We start from the raw sequence: 15,934 nt of genomic DNA, 5'->3' as shown, positions 1-15,934 counted from the left end.
AACATGACAACCCCATATTATATTCCCGACACGAACGTCCCCTTGCCGCCGCCGGATGCCGAGGTTCTGACCACCGCCTGCGACTACTGCATCGTCGCCTGCGGGTACAAGATCTACCGCTGGCCGGTCGCGGGCAACCGCAATGGCGGCCCCGAGGCCAAGGACAACGCCTTCGGCGTGGACTTCCCGACTGAGATTCTCGGCCCCTGGGTGGCGCCGAACCAGCACAACATCGTCATGCACGAGGGCGAGCCGCACCACGTGGTGATCCTGCCCGACAAGGATACCGAGTTCGTCAACGTGAACGGCGACTCCTCGGTTCGCGGCGGGTGCATCGCGCAGAAATGCTACAATCCGCAGACCCCGACGCGCGACCGCCTCAAGACGCCGATGATGCGCATTCACGGCATCCTCCAGCCGGTCACCTGGGATCTCGCGCTCGATGTCGCGGCCGAGGTCGCCAACTACGTGATCGAGAAGTTCGGCCCCAAGGCCTATGGCGTCAAGACCTACTCGTACCAGTATATCGAGAACACCTACGCCATCACCAAGCTGGCCCTGCGGTCGATCAACACGGTCAACTTCGCCTGGCATGACGCGCCCTCGCCGGTGTCCTCGACCCCCGGTTTCCGGGATGCCGGGTTCGACAATTTCGGCCCCTCCTACAAGGACTGGAGCGATGCCGAGGTGCTGATGGTCTGCGGCACCGATCCCTACGAGACCAAGACCATCCTGTTCACGCAGTGGATGAAACCGTCGATCGAGGCCGGTCGGCAGAAGGTCATCATGATGAACCCGCGGCGCACCGCCGGCGTGGCCTTCATCGAGGATCACGGCGGGCTGTGGCTCGACGTGCTGCCGGGCACCGATCTTCTGGTGGTCAACGCCATCGCCCGCACCATCGTCGAGAACGGATGGCAGGATGCCGAATGGATCCGCGACTGGGTCAACGACAAGTGGGGGTCGAGCTCGGGCTTCGGCCAGGGCACCCGCAACACGCCGTGGCAATGGCGCACGACCTGGGGCAAGTTCCAGACCAGGGGTTATGACGACTGGGCCAAGTGGATCACCTCGCAGGACGAATTCACGGTCGAGAACGCCTCGAAACTGTCGGGCGTGTCGGCCGAGAAGATCCGCAAGGCGGCCGAGATGCTGGCCAGGCCCGTGGGCGGCAGGCGACCGAAGACCTCGATCATGATCGAGAAGGGCTTCTACTGGTCGAACAACACCGCCAACACGATGGCGATTTCGGCGCTGGGCATCATCTGCGGATGCGGCGGACGACCCGGGCAGGTGATCGGCCGCGCCGGCGGGCACCAGCGCGGCGGCGTGAAGGGCGGCGGCTATCCGCGCAACAAGTCGCCGATGAAGGTGCCGGGGCGCCGGCGCCGAGCGCTGGATACCGACACCTGGCTGCTGGCCGGTCACACCCGCATGGCCCATGTCATCGGCACCACCTGGGTGCAATCCATGTGCGCGTCCGAAAAGCTGGCCGCGAGGTTCGAAGAGCTGACCCGCGGCAACCCGAACCAGATCCGCTCGGCGAAGAAGGAGAAGATCGTCGAGGCGCTGAAGGCGCGGGTCGACTCGGGCGGCATGGTGGTGGTCAACCAGGACATCTACCTGGTCGATCCCATCGGCAACCAGTTCGCCGACATCGTGCTGCCGGCCGCCACCTGGGGCGAGGAGGACTTCCTGCGCGCCAATGGCGAACGGAGGGTGCGGCTCTACTCGAAGTTCTACGATGCGCCGGGCGAGGCAAGGCCGGACTGGTGGATCATCGCCCAGCTGGCCAGGCGGATGGGCTTTCCCGGCTATGACTGGAAGACGTCGAACGATGTCGCGGAAGAGGCCGCGCGCTTCACCCGCGGCAGCCGCAAGGACTTCAACCTGGTCAAGGTCGTGGCCAGGCGCGAAGGCAAGACCCTGCACGAGAAGTTCGCCGAATTCGGCACCAACGGCATCCAGGCGCCGGTCCTAATGGACGAGGACGGCAACCTGGTCGAGACGCTGAGGCTGCACGATATCAATCGCAAGCTGAACCCGACCGGCCCCATGGGGGCGGTGATGTACAACAAGAAGCTGACGCATTTCAATTCGCAGACCGGCAAGTGCAACATCGAGAAATCGCCCTGGTCGCTGTTCTCGGACTACTGGGAGTGGCTCCAGCCCAGGGGCGAGGAACTGTGGTGCACCTCGGGTCGCACGAACGAGCGCTGGCAATCGGGCTTCGATGATCGCCGCCGGCCCTACATCGTGCAGCGCTGGCCGGAAAACTACGTGGAGATCCACCCCGAGGATGCCGCGGCGCGCGGTATCGAAAGCGGCGATCTGGTGATGGTGTGGTCCGACCGCGTGCCGTCGCTGAAGGAAACCACGCTGGGGGTCGAGGCGGACGACTATACCTTCTCGGGCCAGATGAGGAACGGAAATGTCGAACTGCTCGAAGCGGCGGTAACCGGCGTGGCCATGGTGACGCGCGCGATCAGGAAGGGCGTGATCTACATGGACTTCCTGCACACCTCGCAGCCGGCGAACGCGCTGGAAGGGCGGATCCCCGACTGGATCAGCGGCAACTACAACTACAAGATGGGTGTCGCGAACATCAGAAAGATCGGGGAAACGCCGTACAAGAGCGAGTTCCGCTCGATGTCGTTCGCCCCGCGCGACATTTCGGTCTGAGACGATGACGGGAAGGGGGCGCGGATCCGCCGCTGACGGGGTGGGCCGCGCCCCTTTCGTTTCGGGGGCAGGGGTTCCGGGCAAGAACAGGGACCGCCCTGCCGCGATCGCCGGGCTTTATCGAGTTCGGTCGCTTGCGCGAGAGGAGGAGGCAGCATGATCCATCCGGGGGCAGTCGATGCGCTGGTACGGATCCTCGAAGAGGGGGTCGATGTCCACAGATGCGCGGCCGCGCAGGCCCTTGCGCATTGCCCGCAGGGCGTGGCCGGCGCGGCGCTGCGAAAGGCGCTTCTGGACGAGGATCCGGACGTGAGGTTCGACGCGGTCGAGGCGCTTGCCGCGATCGGGGCCGCGCCCCACGCGGCGGCCCTGATGGAGAACCTGATCGGCGATCCCGACCCCAAGGTGAAGCAGGCGGTGATCGAGGCGCTGACGGCCATTCGCCATGCGCCGCTGCTGCCGGTCCTGCGCCGTCTCGCGGTGTCGCGCGGGGACGAGGATGGCTTCGCCTGGGACGAGAGCGGGTTCTACGAAGAGGGCTGGGACGACTGGGTGGACATCCAGCTTCAGGCGATCCGCGGGCTCGGCCAGATGGGGGATCGCGAGGGCGTCGATGCGATCTGCGCGGCGCTTGACGACGAAGAGGGCCAGGACGTTTCCGAATTCGCCATTCCGGCGCTGATGGCCATGGGGCCGGACGGCTTCGCCGCGCTGGCGCGCAGATTTGATGCCGCCGATGCCCGGTTCCGCCGGCGCGTGGCCGGGGCGTTGGCGCAGTGCGATACGGCCGATGCGGGCGATCTGCTGGCCAGATGCCTGTCCGATCCCGAACCCGAGGTGCGCCTGCGCGCGATCCGCGCCAATGTGGCGCTGGGCTTCGGGTCCGGGCCGCTGGTTCCGATGCTGGACGACCCGGACGCGGCGGTGCGGGCGCTGGCGGTGTCCGCGCTTGGCGCCGACCGGGTCGAGGAGGTTCTCCGGGCCATGGAGGACGACTCGGCCGTCGTGCGTCGGGCCGCCTTTTCGGTGGTCGCGCGCGCGCCGCAGCGTTTCGACGCGCAGGTCGTGGTCGAACGGCTGGGCGCCGCCTTTGCCGGGAATGCCGACATTTCCGAGGACGCCGCCCGCGCCTGGACCGTGCTCGATCCCGCCGGGGCCATCGAGGCGGTCGGGAGGGCCGCGAATGACGCCCGCCTGCCGGTCGATCTTCGCCTGCGGCTGATCGAGGTGCTGCGCGACCTGGGGACGGCGGCTGTGGACCGGCTTCTGGTTGCAGCCGCCGATGACGACAGGACGGTGCGCAACGCCGCGCTTTCCGCGCTGGGCGAAATGGCGGCCGAGACGGGCGCGGCCCCCGGCAATCTTGCGGCCTATGTGCTTCTTGAGGCCGCGGGCGGCAGCATCCTGCCCGAGTCGGAAATGCCTGCCGGGGACGGCGCGGCGGATGCAACGGTGGGCGATGAAGATCCCGCCAGTGCGGAACCCGACATCGACGAGGCAGCCGGAGCGAACCCGGCTTCGGTTGCCGATGAGGAAAGCGACCCCGAGACCGGGGCGGCGCCCCGCTCGACGCTGGAAGCGATCCTGCACCCGGCTGCCATCGCCACCGCCGAAGAGCCCGTGGCGGAACTGGAACTGGGCGAGGACGACCTGCGGCGTCTCGAACTGGTAGAGCGGCGCCGGGTCGGAAAGAAGCGGGTTTCGCCCGATCCCGACATTCCCGCCTCGATCGAAGTGCGGCGCTACGCGATCGGCCTTCTGGGCGAGGTGCGCGCGCCATGGGTGGTGGAGTGGCTGGTGCCGGTCCTGAAGGACGAACGCGCGGACCTGTGCCGGGCGGCGCTGGAATCGCTGGCCCGGCTGGCCGCGGCGGGATGCGCGGTGCCGGCGGACGAGGTGCTGCCGGTGGTGACCGAAATCCTGGCCGCGGGCGACGAACCCGACCGCCTGAGCGCCATTCGCCTGGCCGCCGGTCTGGACGAGGCCCAGATTCCGGCGATCCTTGCCGCGCTCCTGTCCGATCCCGCGCGGGTGGTCCGGCTCGAGGCGCTGCGCGGGCTGGACCGGATCGGGGCCGCGCCCGGAGAGGTGTGGACGGCGCTGAGCGACGAATGGCCTGCCGTCCGCCTCGCGGCGGCCGGGCTTCTGGCCCGGGTGCACCGCGAAGAGGCGTTCGAGGCGCTGTTCGACTTCGTTTTCCGCGACGAGGGCTATCACCACGTCGAGGCCGCCCGCCTTCTGGCCGGGATCGCGCCGGAACGGGCGGCGCGCGCCTTTGCGGGGGTTCTTGCCGACGAAGGCCGCAAGAGGGTCTGGCAGGTGGCGATCGGGGCTCTTGGCGAGATTTTCGCCCGTTCCGCGCACCCGGAGGCCCCAGTCATCTGCTGCGAACAGGAGTAGATTTCGGCCATCAGCCGGTAGCCGGCGAAGCGAAGGGCAGTGGCAGGAAGCTGAAGATGGCGATGAAATCGGGCCTGTATCCCATCCAGTCCTGACGGGCGCGTCGTGCGGGGTCTTTCTCGGTCAGGAACATGTAGGCTGCATGGGCGCCCACGATCGCTCCGCCATGGGCGATGCTGGCCGGGAAACGGTGCAGGTTGAGCGGGTTCCACAGCGGGTTGCGGGTGGCCTCCCAGATGGTGCCGGCGATGGTGCCGGTGGTATCGACGCCGGCGGGCGACATCATGAAGGTGGCCCGTCCTCCGGCTCTCCTCGTCCTCGCGCGTCTCGACCTATTGGACCGGCGCGACACCGGGGCCGTAGACCAGCAGCCACCAGAAGAAGAACAGCACCGCGGCCAGCGACAGCGAAAAGACGAGCTTACCCCAGAACTCGGATTGACGGCGGTCGGACATGGCAGTGTTTCCCAATGTGATGGTTGTTTCCCTATGGTTTCACCACATTCGGCCGGTTCGAATCTTGACGGTGGTCAAGAACCGCCGAATTCGCCTCTCTCCGGGCGGCAACCGGAACGGGAAGACGATTTCGTGAGTATCAGGGGCAGCTGCGCTCGGTGGCCCCGCGCAAACGGAGCAGATGGGCCGGTTCGGATTCGCCGGCCCGCCGCGGAACCGGGAAGATCCGCTTCGACGCGACGACATATCCACGCCTGTCCTTTCGGAAATCCCGGGTGTTGCCGGACAGGATGATGCCGGCAGATCGAAGGACCAGGTCGGGATTGTCGCAATATCCTTGCATCGCCGCCGTGTCGGCATGCCGGCCGGCCGCGCGGAAGATGGCGATCATCGCCACGGCGGTCAGCCCGAAAACCGACAGAATGCGAATCATCCCTCCTCCGGCGGCGGCCCCGTCTTCCGGGTGAGGGATCTGCCGTGATATCGATTTGATACAAGTCAAGGCCGAAATTCCCTCGTCCCGCTATCACGTGGACCGTCAGGGAGGAGAAATGGCAGAGATTCCGGAAGGGTGCTCGCGCTGCGCGCTGTTCTTCAGAACCAACTTCTTCTGTTCGGTTCTGAGGCCGGACCTGTTGTCCGAACTTTCCGAACGCTCCTCGCACCGGGTACTCAAGGCCAAGGAATACGTTTCTTGGGACATGCTCGAGGCCCGGCCGGTTTTCGGCATCGCCGAAGGCATCCTCGGCGTGCGGCGGATTCAGCAGGACGGCCGCGGGACCATCGCCGCCTTTTTCGTGCCCGGCGATATCGTCGATCTTCGCGGCGCGCCCGAGCGGTTGCAGTCGGACCTGACCGCGCTGACCAGGACCGAGGTCTGCCATCTTTCGCCCGCCGTGTTCGACAAGATCCTTTCGGACTGCGACGAGGCGCGGGAAATCGCGTGGAAAAGCCTTCAGTCCCAGTCCTTCCGCCTGATCGAACAGACGGCGGAACTGCCCAAGAAGCGCGCGGCGGAAAAGCTGGCGTGGTTCATCTGCGAATTCCGGCGCTTTCATGGGATCGACGGTGTCAACGGGGCGCAGGAAACCATCAGTCGCAGCTTCCGCTGCCTCGAAAGCAAGGGGGCCATTCGCCTTCTGCGCTCCAACCTCGTTGAGATCCTGGACCAGGAGCTTCTTCTGGCGATCGCCTCGCGCGATCCAGCCGGCGCAGCGCCGCTGCGCGAGGCGGGAAGCTTCCGGATCCTGCGCGTGTCGTGAACGGCGCGCCGCGGCGGGGAGTCCGGGGAAGGGGGGCTGCATGTCAGCCCTCCGCTGCCGTCGGCCAGGTGCCGCGCGGCATCGGCAGATCCAGCTTCCTGTAGGCGCTCCAGTCCGAGATGTCGGGGTAGAACTGCCGCCGCCAGGCCCGCACCTTCGGGTTGAACACGCGGCGCCAGAGCGGCGGGATCATCGCCATCGCCGTCAGCGGCGGGTAGCCGGTGGGCAGTAGCGGCACCTGCGAGGGCGGGTAGATTTGCAACAACGGATAGCGGCGGGCGGGGTGGACGTGGTGATCGGCGTGGCGCTGCAGGTTGAGCAGCAAGAGCCCCGAGACAACATGCGCCGAATCCCACGAATGGTGCAGCTGCACCGGCTCGTAGCGCCCACCGCCCAGATGGCGCCGCACCAGCCCGTAATGCTCCACGTAGTTGGTCAGCTCCAGCTGCCACACCGCGACCAGGGCCTGGAAGGCGAACAGCCCTACCCCCTTCCAGCCGCCGATGGCGCCGGCGAGGGCGAGGAAGGCCGTCTGCAGCAGCAGATACTTCCAGATCGGGTTCGACGGGTGCCACGGGCTGTGCCCGCGCCGAGCCAGCCGGATCCTTTCCGCCACCCAGGCCGATCTCGGCCCCTGCCACAGGACCCGCGGAAAGAAGCGCAGGAAGCCCTCGTTGTAGCGCGCCGTCACCGTGTCGCGCGGGGTTCCGACCCAGGGGTGATGGACGTGCAGGTGCTCGGTGCGGAAATGCCCGTAGAGGACCATTGCCATGAGCAGATCTCCGAGGTTGCGCTCGAACCGCTCCGGCTTGTGCATCAGCTCGTGCGCATAGACGATGCCCACGGTGCCGGTGGTGACGCCGATGGCGAACATCAGGCCCAGCTCCTTGGCCGTCGAATAGCCGCCCGCGCGGGTGATCGCCCAGATCGTTCCAAACACCAGCGCGAATTCGATCGGGAACCAGATCCATGTCAGCAGCCTGAAGGCGAACAGCCGGCTGTCGGGGGTGTTGGGGTCGGCATTGGCCGTGCTGCGGCCAAGCGCCAGGTCGAGCAGGGGCATCAGCACCCAGCCGTAGAAGGGCACCAGCAGGATCGTCCAGCCGCCCTTCCACACCGCCAGCACCACCAGCGGCACGAAGGTCAGGGTGATCCAGAACGGCCAGGCCCGCAGTTTCGCCGGCCGGCCGGATGCGTTGCCGGATGCGGGGGTGTCCGTTGCGGTCGTCGTCATCGCTGTCTTCCCGTGTTGTCGGTCGCGCCGGCCCGGCCGGGCGGTGCGGTTCGCGGCCACAGCCGCAGGTGAATGCCGTTTCGCGACCGCACGGTGAGATGCGCCACCGGCACCGGGTCGCGTCCCGCGATGCGCTCGAACCGGAAGGCGCGGACCAGAAGCGACAGCAGCAGCGGCCCCTCGGCCATGGCAAAGGCCGATCCGGGGCAAACCCGCGGACCGATCGAGAAGGGGATGTAGGCATCGCGCAGCCGTTCGCGTCCGTTCGGCGTCTCCCACCGGCCGGGGTCGAAGGCGTGGGGCCGCTCCCACAGGCGTTCGTGGCGATGCAGGTGCCACGGGCTCACGATCACCTGCGCGCCGGGTCGGACCGGGCGGTTCCGGAAGGTGACCGGGCAGCGGGCCTCGCGCACGAACATCGGCACCGGCGGATAAAGCCGCATCGCCTCGCGGAACACCGCGCGCGACAGGCGCAGGCGGGAAAGGGTCGAGAAATAGATCTTGTCGGGATCGATCGCCGCCCATGCCTCGGCCGCGACGCGCTCCTGCCAGTGGGGATAGCGCGCCAGAAGATAGAGCGCCCAGCTCAGCGCCGCGGCGCTGGTTTCGTGTCCGGCAAGAAAGAAGATGGCCACCTGGTCGATCATCTCCTCGCGGTCGAAGGTCGTGCCGGTTTCGGGATCGGGCGTAGTCATGATCCGGGTCGCCAAGTCGTCGGGTGCGGAGCCTGCTTCCAGTTCGGCCGCGCGGGCATCCACCAGCCCGGCGACCAGCGCCCGGATGCTGCGCGCGGTTTCGCGGGTTCGGCGGCGTTGCAGGCGCGGCATCCATGCCGGGCGCGGCAGCAGGGCCGCCACCGTGGCCACCGGCTGGGTGGACTGGTAGTCGCGGAAGGAGCGAAAGGCGGCCATGGCGGTTTCGTTTTCGATCGGCACGGAAAACAGGGTGCGGAAGATCACGTCCATGGCCACGTGGCTGGCATGGGCCTCGATCTCAACCGGGCGGCCGTCGGCCTCGGGCTGCAGCCGCTCGGTCAGCGCCACGCCGCTGTCCCACATGCGCGGAAAGATGCTGCGCAGCCGGCCGCCCTCGAAGGCGGGGTCGATGATGCGGCGCTGGCGTTCCCACAGGGCGCCGTTGGAGATGAAGACCGATTCGCCGAGAAGCGGCTTGAGCCCCACGCGGATGCGTTCGGACTTGGGGAAGTCGCGCCAGCGGCCGCGCAATATCACGTTCACCAGCGCCGGGTCGTTGCACAGGTACGACCGGAAGAACGGCGTGCGCATTTCCGCCATCCACGCGCGGTAGAGATGGGCGGGTTGCGCCGAAAGGATGTCCTGCCGGAACAGTTTCCAGTAGCGCCAGACCGATACCCGTCCCTGCCGTGCCGCGGGCATGGGCGGGAGCGATTCGCCAGGCGTTCCGGCCGACTCCTGTCGCATGTGGCCTCCCTCGTGTCGCCCGGCCCCCGGTCTTCCTTCCCCGGCGCCGGGCGGGCATTGAAAAGCCCATGACAATGCCGCGCCCGCACTGTAATTGAGCATCGTCAATTTGTGCCGCCGCGAGGAGCTCTGCCGGATGCAAGACATGGCCCGCCCTCAGCACCCCTGCGGTGCCTGCGTTCACTATTCGCAGAGCATCTGGCAGCCCGTGGCCGGGGCGCCGGTGACCTTGCTTGCCCGGGGTTTCGCGCGTCGCCCCGTGGCCGAAGGCGAGGTGCTTTTCACGCAGGGCGCCCCCAGCGGCGGGGTCTGGTGCGTCTCGCGCGGGCTGTTCGCGCTGCGCAGCTACGAGCCCGACGGGTCGTCGCAGCTGCTGCGGCTGGCCTTTCCCGGCGACATCGTGGGGTTCCGTTCGTTCCTGGCGGGTGACGCGCACCGGACCGAGGCGCAGGCGCTGGTGGATTCGCGCGTCTGCGTGGTCGCCCGGCGCGAGGCCGCGACAGTGATCGAGGCCGCACCCGGCTGCCTGCTGCGGATCGCGCGGCGCTGCGCGGCCGAGCTTGACCGCACCCGGCGCTGGCACAGCGTTCCCCCCAAGAGCGGCAATACCCGGCGCCTGGCAAGGCTGCTGTGCCATCTGGCGGACGCGGCGGGTGACGTGCGGGGCGATGCGGTGGATCTTCTGCTGCCCCTGTCGCGCCGCGACATCGGGGACATGATCGGGGTTCAGACCGAAACCGTCTCGCGCCTGATGGGGCGGCTGCAGGAGAGGGGCCTTGTCCGGGCCTCGGGCCGGCGGCTGCACATCCCGTCCATCGCCCGGTTGCGTGCCGCCGCCCGCCGCGGCGTGACCGCCCGCCATTCCGCCGCCGGCTGAAGCCGGGCGCCGCGGGCAGGCGGCGGCGAGTCATTCGGAAGCGACGGTGATCACCCATCGCAACAAGGCCTGCAGGCGAATCGGGGCAAAGAACCTGCGCGAGCGGATGCGAGCCCCACGCCGGTTCGATGCAACGCTGTCCTTTCGGCGGCACCATGCTACATGATGGTTCGCCCGAATCGCCCTGTCCGGCTGGGGCCGCGATCGGCGGACAGGCGATGAAACTGCAGGACGCGGCATTTTCGGTGATGCGATGACGACCCCTGTGAAAGATGCCTTGAGATCGTCGGCCCGCCTGTCCGTCGCTCCGATGATGGACTGGACCGACCGGCATTGCCGCCACCTGCACCGGCTGCTCACCCGCCAGGCGCTGCTCTATACCGAAATGGTGACGGCCCCGGCGCTGGTGCGCGGGGGGGCGCTGCATCTGCTCGACCACGGCCCCGAAGAGCACCCGGTGGCGCTGCAACTGGGCGGATCGGACCCGGACGAGCTGGCCCGCGCCGCGCGGCTGGGGGAAGAGGCGAGGTTCGACGAGATCAACCTCAACTGCGGCTGCCCGTCCGACCGGGTGCAATCGGGCGCCTTCGGGGCGGTGCTGATGAAGACGCCCGAACTGGTGGCCGATTGCGTGGCCGCCATGCGCGAAGCGGTTTCCGTCGAGGTCACGGTCAAGTGCCGGATCGGCGTGGACGACCAGAACCCGGACGAGGTGCTGCCTGATTTCCTCGAAAGGATCGCCGCGGCCGGCTGCGAACGGGTCATCATCCATGCCCGCAAGGCGTGGCTGCAGGGCCTTAGCCCGAAGGAAAACCGTGACATCCCGCCGCTGGACTACGATATCGTGCAGCGGATGAAGCGCGACTTTCCCGCCCTGCACATCTCGGTCAATGGCGGGATCGGCTCGCTGGAGGAGGCGCGGGCCTTTCTCGCGGCCGGGCTGGACGGGGTGATGATCGGGCGGGCGGCCTACAATGCGCCGGCTCGCATCCTCGGCCCGGCCGATCCGGCGATCTGGAGCCGGGGGAGCGAGGCCGACCCGGTCGAGGTCGCGCGGGCGATGATCCCCTATGCGCAGGCGCATCTTTCCCGCGGCGGCCAGCTGCACCAGATCACCCGCCACATGCTGGGCCTGTTTGCGGGCCGTCCCGGCGCGCGGGCCTGGCGGCGGGTCCTGTCGGAAGGCGCCTACCGGCCCGATGCGGGGCCCGAACTGATCGAGGCAGCGCTGGCCCATGTGGCCCCTCTGGCCGAGTCGCGCCGCGCCGTGTAAGCATCGCGCCGGGAAAAATGCCGGGGGCGGATCTCCGGGCAATCGGGGAGGCAGGGGACATGCCGGATACGGTTCTGCTTGTGCAGATGGGGGCGATGCTCATGGCCATCGGCGCCTTTGCGGGGGTGCTGGCGGGGCTTCTGGGCGTGGGCGGCGGCATCGTTCTGGTGCCGTCCTTCTTCTACGCCTTCAAGACGCTGGGCTATGGCGGGCCGCAGCTGATGCAGATGTGCCTGGCGACCTCGCTGGCCACGATCATCGTCACCTCGGTGCGCTCGGTCCACAGCCACCACCGGCGCGGCGCGGTGGACTGGCAGATCCTGCGCGGCTGGGGGCCGGGGATCGCGCTGGGCGCGGTGGCGGGGGTGCTGGCGGCCTCGGCGCTGCGCTCGGTCACGCTGCAGGCGGTGTTCGGCATCCTCGGCATCGTCATCGGCCTTTATCTCGGCTTCGGGCGCAGCGAATGGCGGCTGGGCGAGGCCATGCCGCGCGGGCTGCGCCGCGCAGTCCTGTCGCCCCTGATCGGGTTCCTGTCGGTGCTGATGGGCATCGGCGGCGGCAGCTTCGGCGTGCCGCTGATGACCCTGTTCAACACGCCCATCCACCGCGCCGTGGCCACTGCCGCGGGTTTCGGCGTGATCATCGCTGTCCCCTCGGTGGCGGGATTTCTGCTTCTCGAAATCGACCCGGCCCAGCGCCCGCCCTTCACCATCGGAGCGGTGAACCTCGTGGCCTTCGCCATCGTGGTGGCCATGACCATGGTGACCGCGCCCTGGGGGGTGCGGCTTGCCCATGCGATGGATCCCAAACCGCTGCGGCGGGTTTTCGCCGTGTTCCTGACGCTGGTGGCGCTGAACATGCTGCGCAAGGCGCTGGGATGGTAGACGCCTTCCGCGCCCGCGGCTGGGTATGCTTCCCCCGGCATCCGGCCACTGCCCGCCGGGCCGAACGCGCGCCGACCGGTTGCGCGCACCGCAGCCCCTTCCTCTTGCCGAAAATACTCCCGCCGGAGGCACCGCTGCGCGCACCAGCGCGCGGCTGAAGAAACCTTGGCCCGGAACGGGCCGCCGCATGAACTGTCCTGCGCCTCAGCCTGTCCGGCGGCCCGCCCGCCCGCCGCGGCGCCGCACAAGAAGCGGCGCGCGCGCGGGCAGAGCAGCACGGATCGCCGCACGCTCATTGGCGCTCATGGCGGACCAGCGCGCGATCTCGTCGCGCGTGCGATGGCAACCGGTGCAGATCCCTGCCCGAGGGTGAATCACGCAGATCTTCACGCAGGGCGAATCGATCTCGTCGCGTTCCCAGATCGGATCGGTCATCGGTCGTCCTCCGCCTGCATGTGGCGCATCCTGTCCAGCGCCCCCTGCAGGATATAGGCCGCCGCCACGTGATTGATGACCTCGGCGCGACGTTTTCGCGACGTATCCGCCTCCAGCAGGGCGCGCTCGGCAGCAACCGTGCTCAGCCGCTCGTCCCAGAACCCGATCGGCAATGCGGTCAGCCGCGCCAGATTGCGCGCGAATGCGCGGGTGGACTGACAGCGCGGCCCCTCGCTTCCATCCATGTTGCGCGGCAGACCCAGAAGAATCCCTCCCGCCTCGCGCTCGGCAATGATTTCCAGAATCCGCGCCGCGTCGGGTGTGAATTTCCTGCGCCGGATGGTCTCCAGCGGCGTCGCGACCGCGCCGAACCGGTCCGAGACCGCCACCCCGATCGTCCGCTCGCCCAGATCCAGCCCGATCACGGCCGTCATCGGTTCGAGGGCGGCGGCGAAATCCTCGATGCTGTCGCAGATCATCGGATCAGCCCCGCCTCTTTCGCCGCGGCCTCGATCAGGGCCAGCGCCGCCTCGTCATCGGCAAGGGCCGCCTTCGCATCCGCCCATGCCTGCCGCGCCGCCTCGCGCTCGCCCAGAACGGCCCGGGCCCGGATCAGCCTCGCCCACTCCTCGGCGCTGCCGCCCTCCGACGCAAGCCGCTCCGACAGCCGCCCGACCATGCCGCGGATCATTGCCTGTCGCTCCTGCACGCTCATGTCGCGGGAAGCCGCGATCTCGGCCGCGCCCGGGCCGGAGGGCGGGGCGGGGCGGTCGGGCAGGACATAGAGGACCCCGGCCTGCCAGGCGACTTCCTCGATCCGCGCCCGGATTGCCTCGGCCCAGGGCGCATCGGGGGGGCTGTCGCGCAGCGTGGCTTCCCAGATCCCGAAGGCGAGGTCCGGCCGCCCCGCCTGCGCCAGCCTCAGCCCCCGGTAGAAGCGGGCGGGTCCGTGGCGGGGATCGCGCTGCAATGCTGCGGCCAGGGCCGCATCCGCCTCGGGCGAGACATAGCCGCCGGCGGCCAGGATCATCAGCTCGGCCTGTTCGGTGTAATCGTCGGCATTCGCATCGGCCCCCTTCAGCGCGATCACCCGCGCCTTGGCCTCGTAGGCGGCGCGGTAGTTTTCCACGTTCGCCTCGTGCCGGGCCAGAAGGATCTGCCCCTCCAGATCGTCGGGCCGTTCGGCCACAGTGGCGCGAAGCTGCTCCAGCAGCTTCCTGTACCTCGTGTCGATCCGGGGCGGCGGGGCGGGCGGCATGTTTGCTTCGGCCTCGGCCTGCGACGGCCCGGCAGCCGGGGCAGTCGCCGCGTCCGTTGCCGCCCCGGGGCCGGTTTGTGCCATCGGGGCAGGGGGCGCCGGGGCAGGGGGCGCATCGGCCGGGACCGGCGCCGCGCCGGGGCGCCAGGCGATCAGGGTTCCGCCGGCAACGCCCACGAGCGCGGCGAATCCGGCCGCGACCAGCATCGCGCCGACCCGCACGCCGCCTTCGCTCCCGCTGCCCGAGCGCCGCAGGACGGCTGCCGCAACCGCCGCCAGGGCGGCCACAAGCACGATTGCGATCCAGAATGTCATGGGCCCTCCGCCTTTGAGTCTGATCTAGCCTCGCAACGCCTGCGAAAAAAGGGCAAAGTGCTGCCTGAGGCCGTCATGTCGCAACTGCGCCATATTGCGGCGGAACGCGACACGGCGCCGCGGCGCGAAGCGCGCATATCTGGCCCTGTCTGGAACGGATCGGATTCGCCCATGAAACGCTACTCTGCCTTTGCCGTGGTCCGCGAAGCCCTGCGCTGGCACAGCGGCTGGGAACGGGCCTGGAAATCGCCCGAGCCGAAGCGGTACTACGACGTCATCATCATCGGCGCCGGCGGGCACGGTCTGGCCACGGCCTATTACCTGGGCCGCAATTTCGGCATCACCAATGTGGCGGTGCTGGAAAAGGGCTGGCTGGGGGGTGGGAATACCGGGCGCAATACCACCATCATCCGCTCCAACTACCTTCAGGACCCTTCCGCCGCGATCTACGAGAAGGCGCGCGCGCTCTACGAGGATCTCAGCCAGGAACTGAACTACAACGTGATGTTCAGCCCCCGCGGGGTGATGATGCTGGCCCAGACCCATCACGAGATGCGCGGCTATCAGCGTACCGCCCATGCCAATGCCCTGCAGGGGGTGAAGACCGAATGGATCTCTCCCCAGCGGGTGAAGGAGCTGGTTCCGATCATCAATATCGACGGGCCGCGCTATCCGGTTCTGGGGGCGCTGTGGCAGGAACGCGGCGGCACCGCGCGCCATGACGCGGTGGCCTGGGGCTATGCGCGGGCCTGTTCGGGCATGGGGATCGACATCATCCAGAAATGCGAAGTGACCGGCATCCGTACCGAGAACGGCAAGGTGACCGGGGTGGACACCACAAAAGGAGCCATCGACTGCAACAAGCTGGGGATCGTCGTGGCCGGCCACTCGGGCGTTCTGGCGAACATGGCGGGTTTTCGCCTGCCGATCGAATCGGTGGCGCTGCAGGCGCTGGTGTCCGAGCCGATCAAGCCCTGCATGGACGTGGTGGTGATGGCCAACACGGTCCACGGCTACATGAGCCAGTCCGACAAGGGCGAGATGGTGATCGGCGGCGGCGCCGACGGCTTCAACAACTACACCCAGCGCGGCTCGTTCCATCATATCGAGGAAACCGTGCGGGCGCTGATCGAGACCTTCCCGATGCTGTCGCGCCTGAAGATGCTGCGGCAATGGGGCGGGATCGTGGACATGACCGGGGACCGCTCGCCCATCCTCAGCCGGACGCCGGTGGAAAACATCTTCATCAACTGCGGCTGGGGCACCGGCGGGTTCAAGTCGATCCCCGGTTCGGGCTGGGGCTTTGCCGAGCTGATGGCCACCGGGCAATCGCCCCTGTGCGCGCCCTTTTCGCTCGACCGGTTCAGGGAAGGGCGCTTCATCGACGAAAGCGTGGCGGCGGGGGTGGCCCATTGAG

15 protein-coding genes are annotated in these 15,934 nt (G+C 68.3%); 7 read left to right on the top strand and 8 right to left on the bottom strand.

Annotated features, from left to right (window positions below; all coding sequences use genetic code 11):
• Positions 1-3 precede the first annotated feature (3 nt).
• Both ACZ5CM_RS09980 and ACZ5CM_RS09975 read left to right on the top strand, forming a co-directional pair.
• Positions 4-2,682, top strand: a complete 2,679-nt coding sequence (locus ACZ5CM_RS09980; protein ID WP_464638215.1) for an arsenate reductase (azurin) large subunit — start codon at positions 4-6, stop codon at positions 2,680-2,682.
• Positions 2,683-2,838: 156 nt separating this feature from the next.
• Positions 2,839-5,082: a HEAT repeat domain-containing protein gene (locus ACZ5CM_RS09975; RefSeq protein ID WP_464638212.1), complete on the top strand. Its 2,244-nt coding sequence runs from the start codon at positions 2,839-2,841 to the stop codon at positions 5,080-5,082.
• A 10-nt stretch (positions 5,083-5,092) separates the two neighbouring features.
• Here the strand turns inward: ACZ5CM_RS09975 and ACZ5CM_RS09970 are convergent, their stop codons facing one another.
• From ACZ5CM_RS09970 to ACZ5CM_RS09960, 3 genes are all read right to left on the bottom strand, one after another.
• Positions 5,093-5,368: a hypothetical protein gene (locus tag ACZ5CM_RS09970; RefSeq protein ID WP_464638209.1), complete on the bottom strand. Its 276-nt coding sequence runs from the start codon at positions 5,366-5,368 to the stop codon at positions 5,093-5,095.
• Between the two features lie 46 nt (positions 5,369-5,414).
• The gene (locus tag ACZ5CM_RS09965; protein ID WP_464638207.1) at positions 5,415-5,537 is read right to left on the bottom strand and encodes a hypothetical protein; all 123 of its coding nucleotides are present in this window, start codon (positions 5,535-5,537) and stop codon (positions 5,415-5,417) included.
• 139 nt (positions 5,538-5,676) lie between these two features.
• Positions 5,677-5,970 carry a hypothetical protein gene (locus tag ACZ5CM_RS09960; protein ID WP_464638204.1) on the bottom strand — a complete coding sequence of 98 codons (294 nt, stop codon included), beginning with the start codon at positions 5,968-5,970 and terminating at the stop codon, positions 5,677-5,679.
• Positions 5,971-6,088: 118 nt separating this feature from the next.
• On the opposite strand from ACZ5CM_RS09960, the gene ACZ5CM_RS09955 reads away from it, so the two are divergent.
• Entirely contained in the window at positions 6,089-6,799 is a 711-nt protein-coding gene (locus ACZ5CM_RS09955; protein WP_464638201.1) for a Crp/Fnr family transcriptional regulator, read from the top strand.
• Positions 6,800-6,842: 43 nt separating this feature from the next.
• Here ACZ5CM_RS09955 and ACZ5CM_RS09950 read toward each other — a convergent pair whose 3' ends face one another.
• Together ACZ5CM_RS09950 and ACZ5CM_RS09945 are read right to left on the bottom strand one after the other, a co-directional pair.
• Positions 6,843-8,033, bottom strand: coding sequence for an alkane 1-monooxygenase (locus ACZ5CM_RS09950; RefSeq protein WP_464638199.1), 1,191 nt, complete (start codon positions 8,031-8,033; stop codon positions 6,843-6,845).
• The gene (locus ACZ5CM_RS09945; RefSeq protein ID WP_464638196.1) at positions 8,030-9,475 is read right to left on the bottom strand and encodes a cytochrome P450; all 1,446 of its coding nucleotides are present in this window, start codon (positions 9,473-9,475) and stop codon (positions 8,030-8,032) included. The genes ACZ5CM_RS09950 and ACZ5CM_RS09945 overlap by 4 nt, the downstream gene beginning before the upstream one ends.
• 145 nt (positions 9,476-9,620) lie before the next feature.
• On the opposite strand from ACZ5CM_RS09945, the gene ACZ5CM_RS09940 reads away from it, so the two are divergent.
• The 3 genes from ACZ5CM_RS09940 to ACZ5CM_RS09930 all read left to right on the top strand — a co-directional run bounded on the left by ACZ5CM_RS09940 (position 9,621) and on the right by ACZ5CM_RS09930 (position 12,509).
• The gene (locus tag ACZ5CM_RS09940; RefSeq protein ID WP_464638193.1) at positions 9,621-10,352 is read left to right on the top strand and encodes a Crp/Fnr family transcriptional regulator; all 732 of its coding nucleotides are present in this window, start codon (positions 9,621-9,623) and stop codon (positions 10,350-10,352) included.
• A 253-nt stretch (positions 10,353-10,605) separates the two neighbouring features.
• Positions 10,606-11,625 carry a tRNA dihydrouridine(20/20a) synthase DusA gene (gene dusA / locus ACZ5CM_RS09935; RefSeq protein WP_464638190.1) on the top strand — a complete coding sequence of 340 codons (1,020 nt, stop codon included), beginning with the start codon at positions 10,606-10,608 and terminating at the stop codon, positions 11,623-11,625.
• 59 nt (positions 11,626-11,684) lie between these two features.
• A complete protein-coding gene (locus tag ACZ5CM_RS09930) occupies positions 11,685-12,509 on the top strand; it encodes a sulfite exporter TauE/SafE family protein (protein ID WP_464638187.1) in 825 nt (274 codons plus the stop codon).
• Positions 12,510-12,713: 204 nt separating this feature from the next.
• Here the strand turns inward: ACZ5CM_RS09930 and ACZ5CM_RS09925 are convergent, their stop codons facing one another.
• The 3 genes from ACZ5CM_RS09925 to ACZ5CM_RS09915 are packed head-to-tail and all read right to left on the bottom strand — an operon-like array spanning position 12,714 to position 14,517.
• The gene (locus tag ACZ5CM_RS09925) at positions 12,714-12,944 is read right to left on the bottom strand and encodes a DUF1289 domain-containing protein (protein ID WP_464638184.1); all 231 of its coding nucleotides are present in this window, start codon (positions 12,942-12,944) and stop codon (positions 12,714-12,716) included.
• Positions 12,941-13,423, bottom strand: coding sequence for a Holliday junction resolvase RuvX (gene ruvX / locus ACZ5CM_RS09920; protein WP_464638181.1), 483 nt, complete (start codon positions 13,421-13,423; stop codon positions 12,941-12,943). The genes ACZ5CM_RS09925 and ruvX overlap by 4 nt, the downstream gene beginning before the upstream one ends.
• On the bottom strand, positions 13,420-14,517 hold the full coding sequence (locus tag ACZ5CM_RS09915; protein WP_464638178.1) for a tetratricopeptide repeat protein: 1,098 nt from the start codon (positions 14,515-14,517) through the stop codon (positions 13,420-13,422). Before ACZ5CM_RS09915 ends, ruvX begins: the two co-directional genes overlap by 4 nt.
• 171 nt (positions 14,518-14,688) lie before the next feature.
• Here ACZ5CM_RS09915 and ACZ5CM_RS09910 point away from each other — a divergent pair, with 171 nt between their 5' ends.
• The gene (locus ACZ5CM_RS09910) at positions 14,689-15,933 is read left to right on the top strand and encodes a sarcosine oxidase subunit beta family protein (RefSeq protein ID WP_464638175.1); all 1,245 of its coding nucleotides are present in this window, start codon (positions 14,689-14,691) and stop codon (positions 15,931-15,933) included.
• The last annotated feature ends 1 nt before the right edge of the window (position 15,934 follow it).

The organism is Piezobacter thermophilus, from assembly GCF_055386745.1.
Note: the sequence above shows the minus strand (reverse complement) of the source record. Positions and strands in the feature narration are given on the sequence as shown.

Excerpts from the sequence above, each read along its gene's own strand:
- ACZ5CM_RS09980 (WP_464638215.1), top strand. The coding sequence starts at position 4 with ATGACAACCCCATATTATATTCCCGACACGAACGTCCCCTTGCCGCCG.
- ACZ5CM_RS09975 (WP_464638212.1), top strand. The coding sequence starts at position 2,839 with ATGATCCATCCGGGGGCAGTCGATGCGCTGGTACGGATCCTCGAAGAG.
- ACZ5CM_RS09970 (WP_464638209.1), bottom strand. The coding sequence starts at position 5,368 with ATGATGTCGCCCGCCGGCGTCGATACCACCGGCACCATCGCCGGCACC.
- ACZ5CM_RS09965 (WP_464638207.1), bottom strand. The coding sequence starts at position 5,537 with ATGTCCGACCGCCGTCAATCCGAGTTCTGGGGTAAGCTCGTCTTTTCG.
- ACZ5CM_RS09960 (WP_464638204.1), bottom strand. The coding sequence starts at position 5,970 with ATGATTCGCATTCTGTCGGTTTTCGGGCTGACCGCCGTGGCGATGATC.
- ACZ5CM_RS09955 (WP_464638201.1), top strand. The coding sequence starts at position 6,089 with ATGGCAGAGATTCCGGAAGGGTGCTCGCGCTGCGCGCTGTTCTTCAGA.
- ACZ5CM_RS09950 (WP_464638199.1), bottom strand. The coding sequence starts at position 8,033 with ATGACGACGACCGCAACGGACACCCCCGCATCCGGCAACGCATCCGGC.
- ACZ5CM_RS09945 (WP_464638196.1), bottom strand. The coding sequence starts at position 9,475 with ATGCGACAGGAGTCGGCCGGAACGCCTGGCGAATCGCTCCCGCCCATG.
- ACZ5CM_RS09940 (WP_464638193.1), top strand. The coding sequence starts at position 9,621 with ATGGCCCGCCCTCAGCACCCCTGCGGTGCCTGCGTTCACTATTCGCAG.
- dusA (WP_464638190.1), top strand. The coding sequence starts at position 10,606 with ATGACGACCCCTGTGAAAGATGCCTTGAGATCGTCGGCCCGCCTGTCC.
- ACZ5CM_RS09930 (WP_464638187.1), top strand. The coding sequence starts at position 11,685 with ATGCCGGATACGGTTCTGCTTGTGCAGATGGGGGCGATGCTCATGGCC.
- ACZ5CM_RS09925 (WP_464638184.1), bottom strand. The coding sequence starts at position 12,944 with ATGACCGATCCGATCTGGGAACGCGACGAGATCGATTCGCCCTGCGTG.
- ruvX (WP_464638181.1), bottom strand. The coding sequence starts at position 13,423 with ATGATCTGCGACAGCATCGAGGATTTCGCCGCCGCCCTCGAACCGATG.
- ACZ5CM_RS09915 (WP_464638178.1), bottom strand. The coding sequence starts at position 14,517 with ATGACATTCTGGATCGCAATCGTGCTTGTGGCCGCCCTGGCGGCGGTT.
- ACZ5CM_RS09910 (WP_464638175.1), top strand. The coding sequence starts at position 14,689 with ATGAAACGCTACTCTGCCTTTGCCGTGGTCCGCGAAGCCCTGCGCTGG.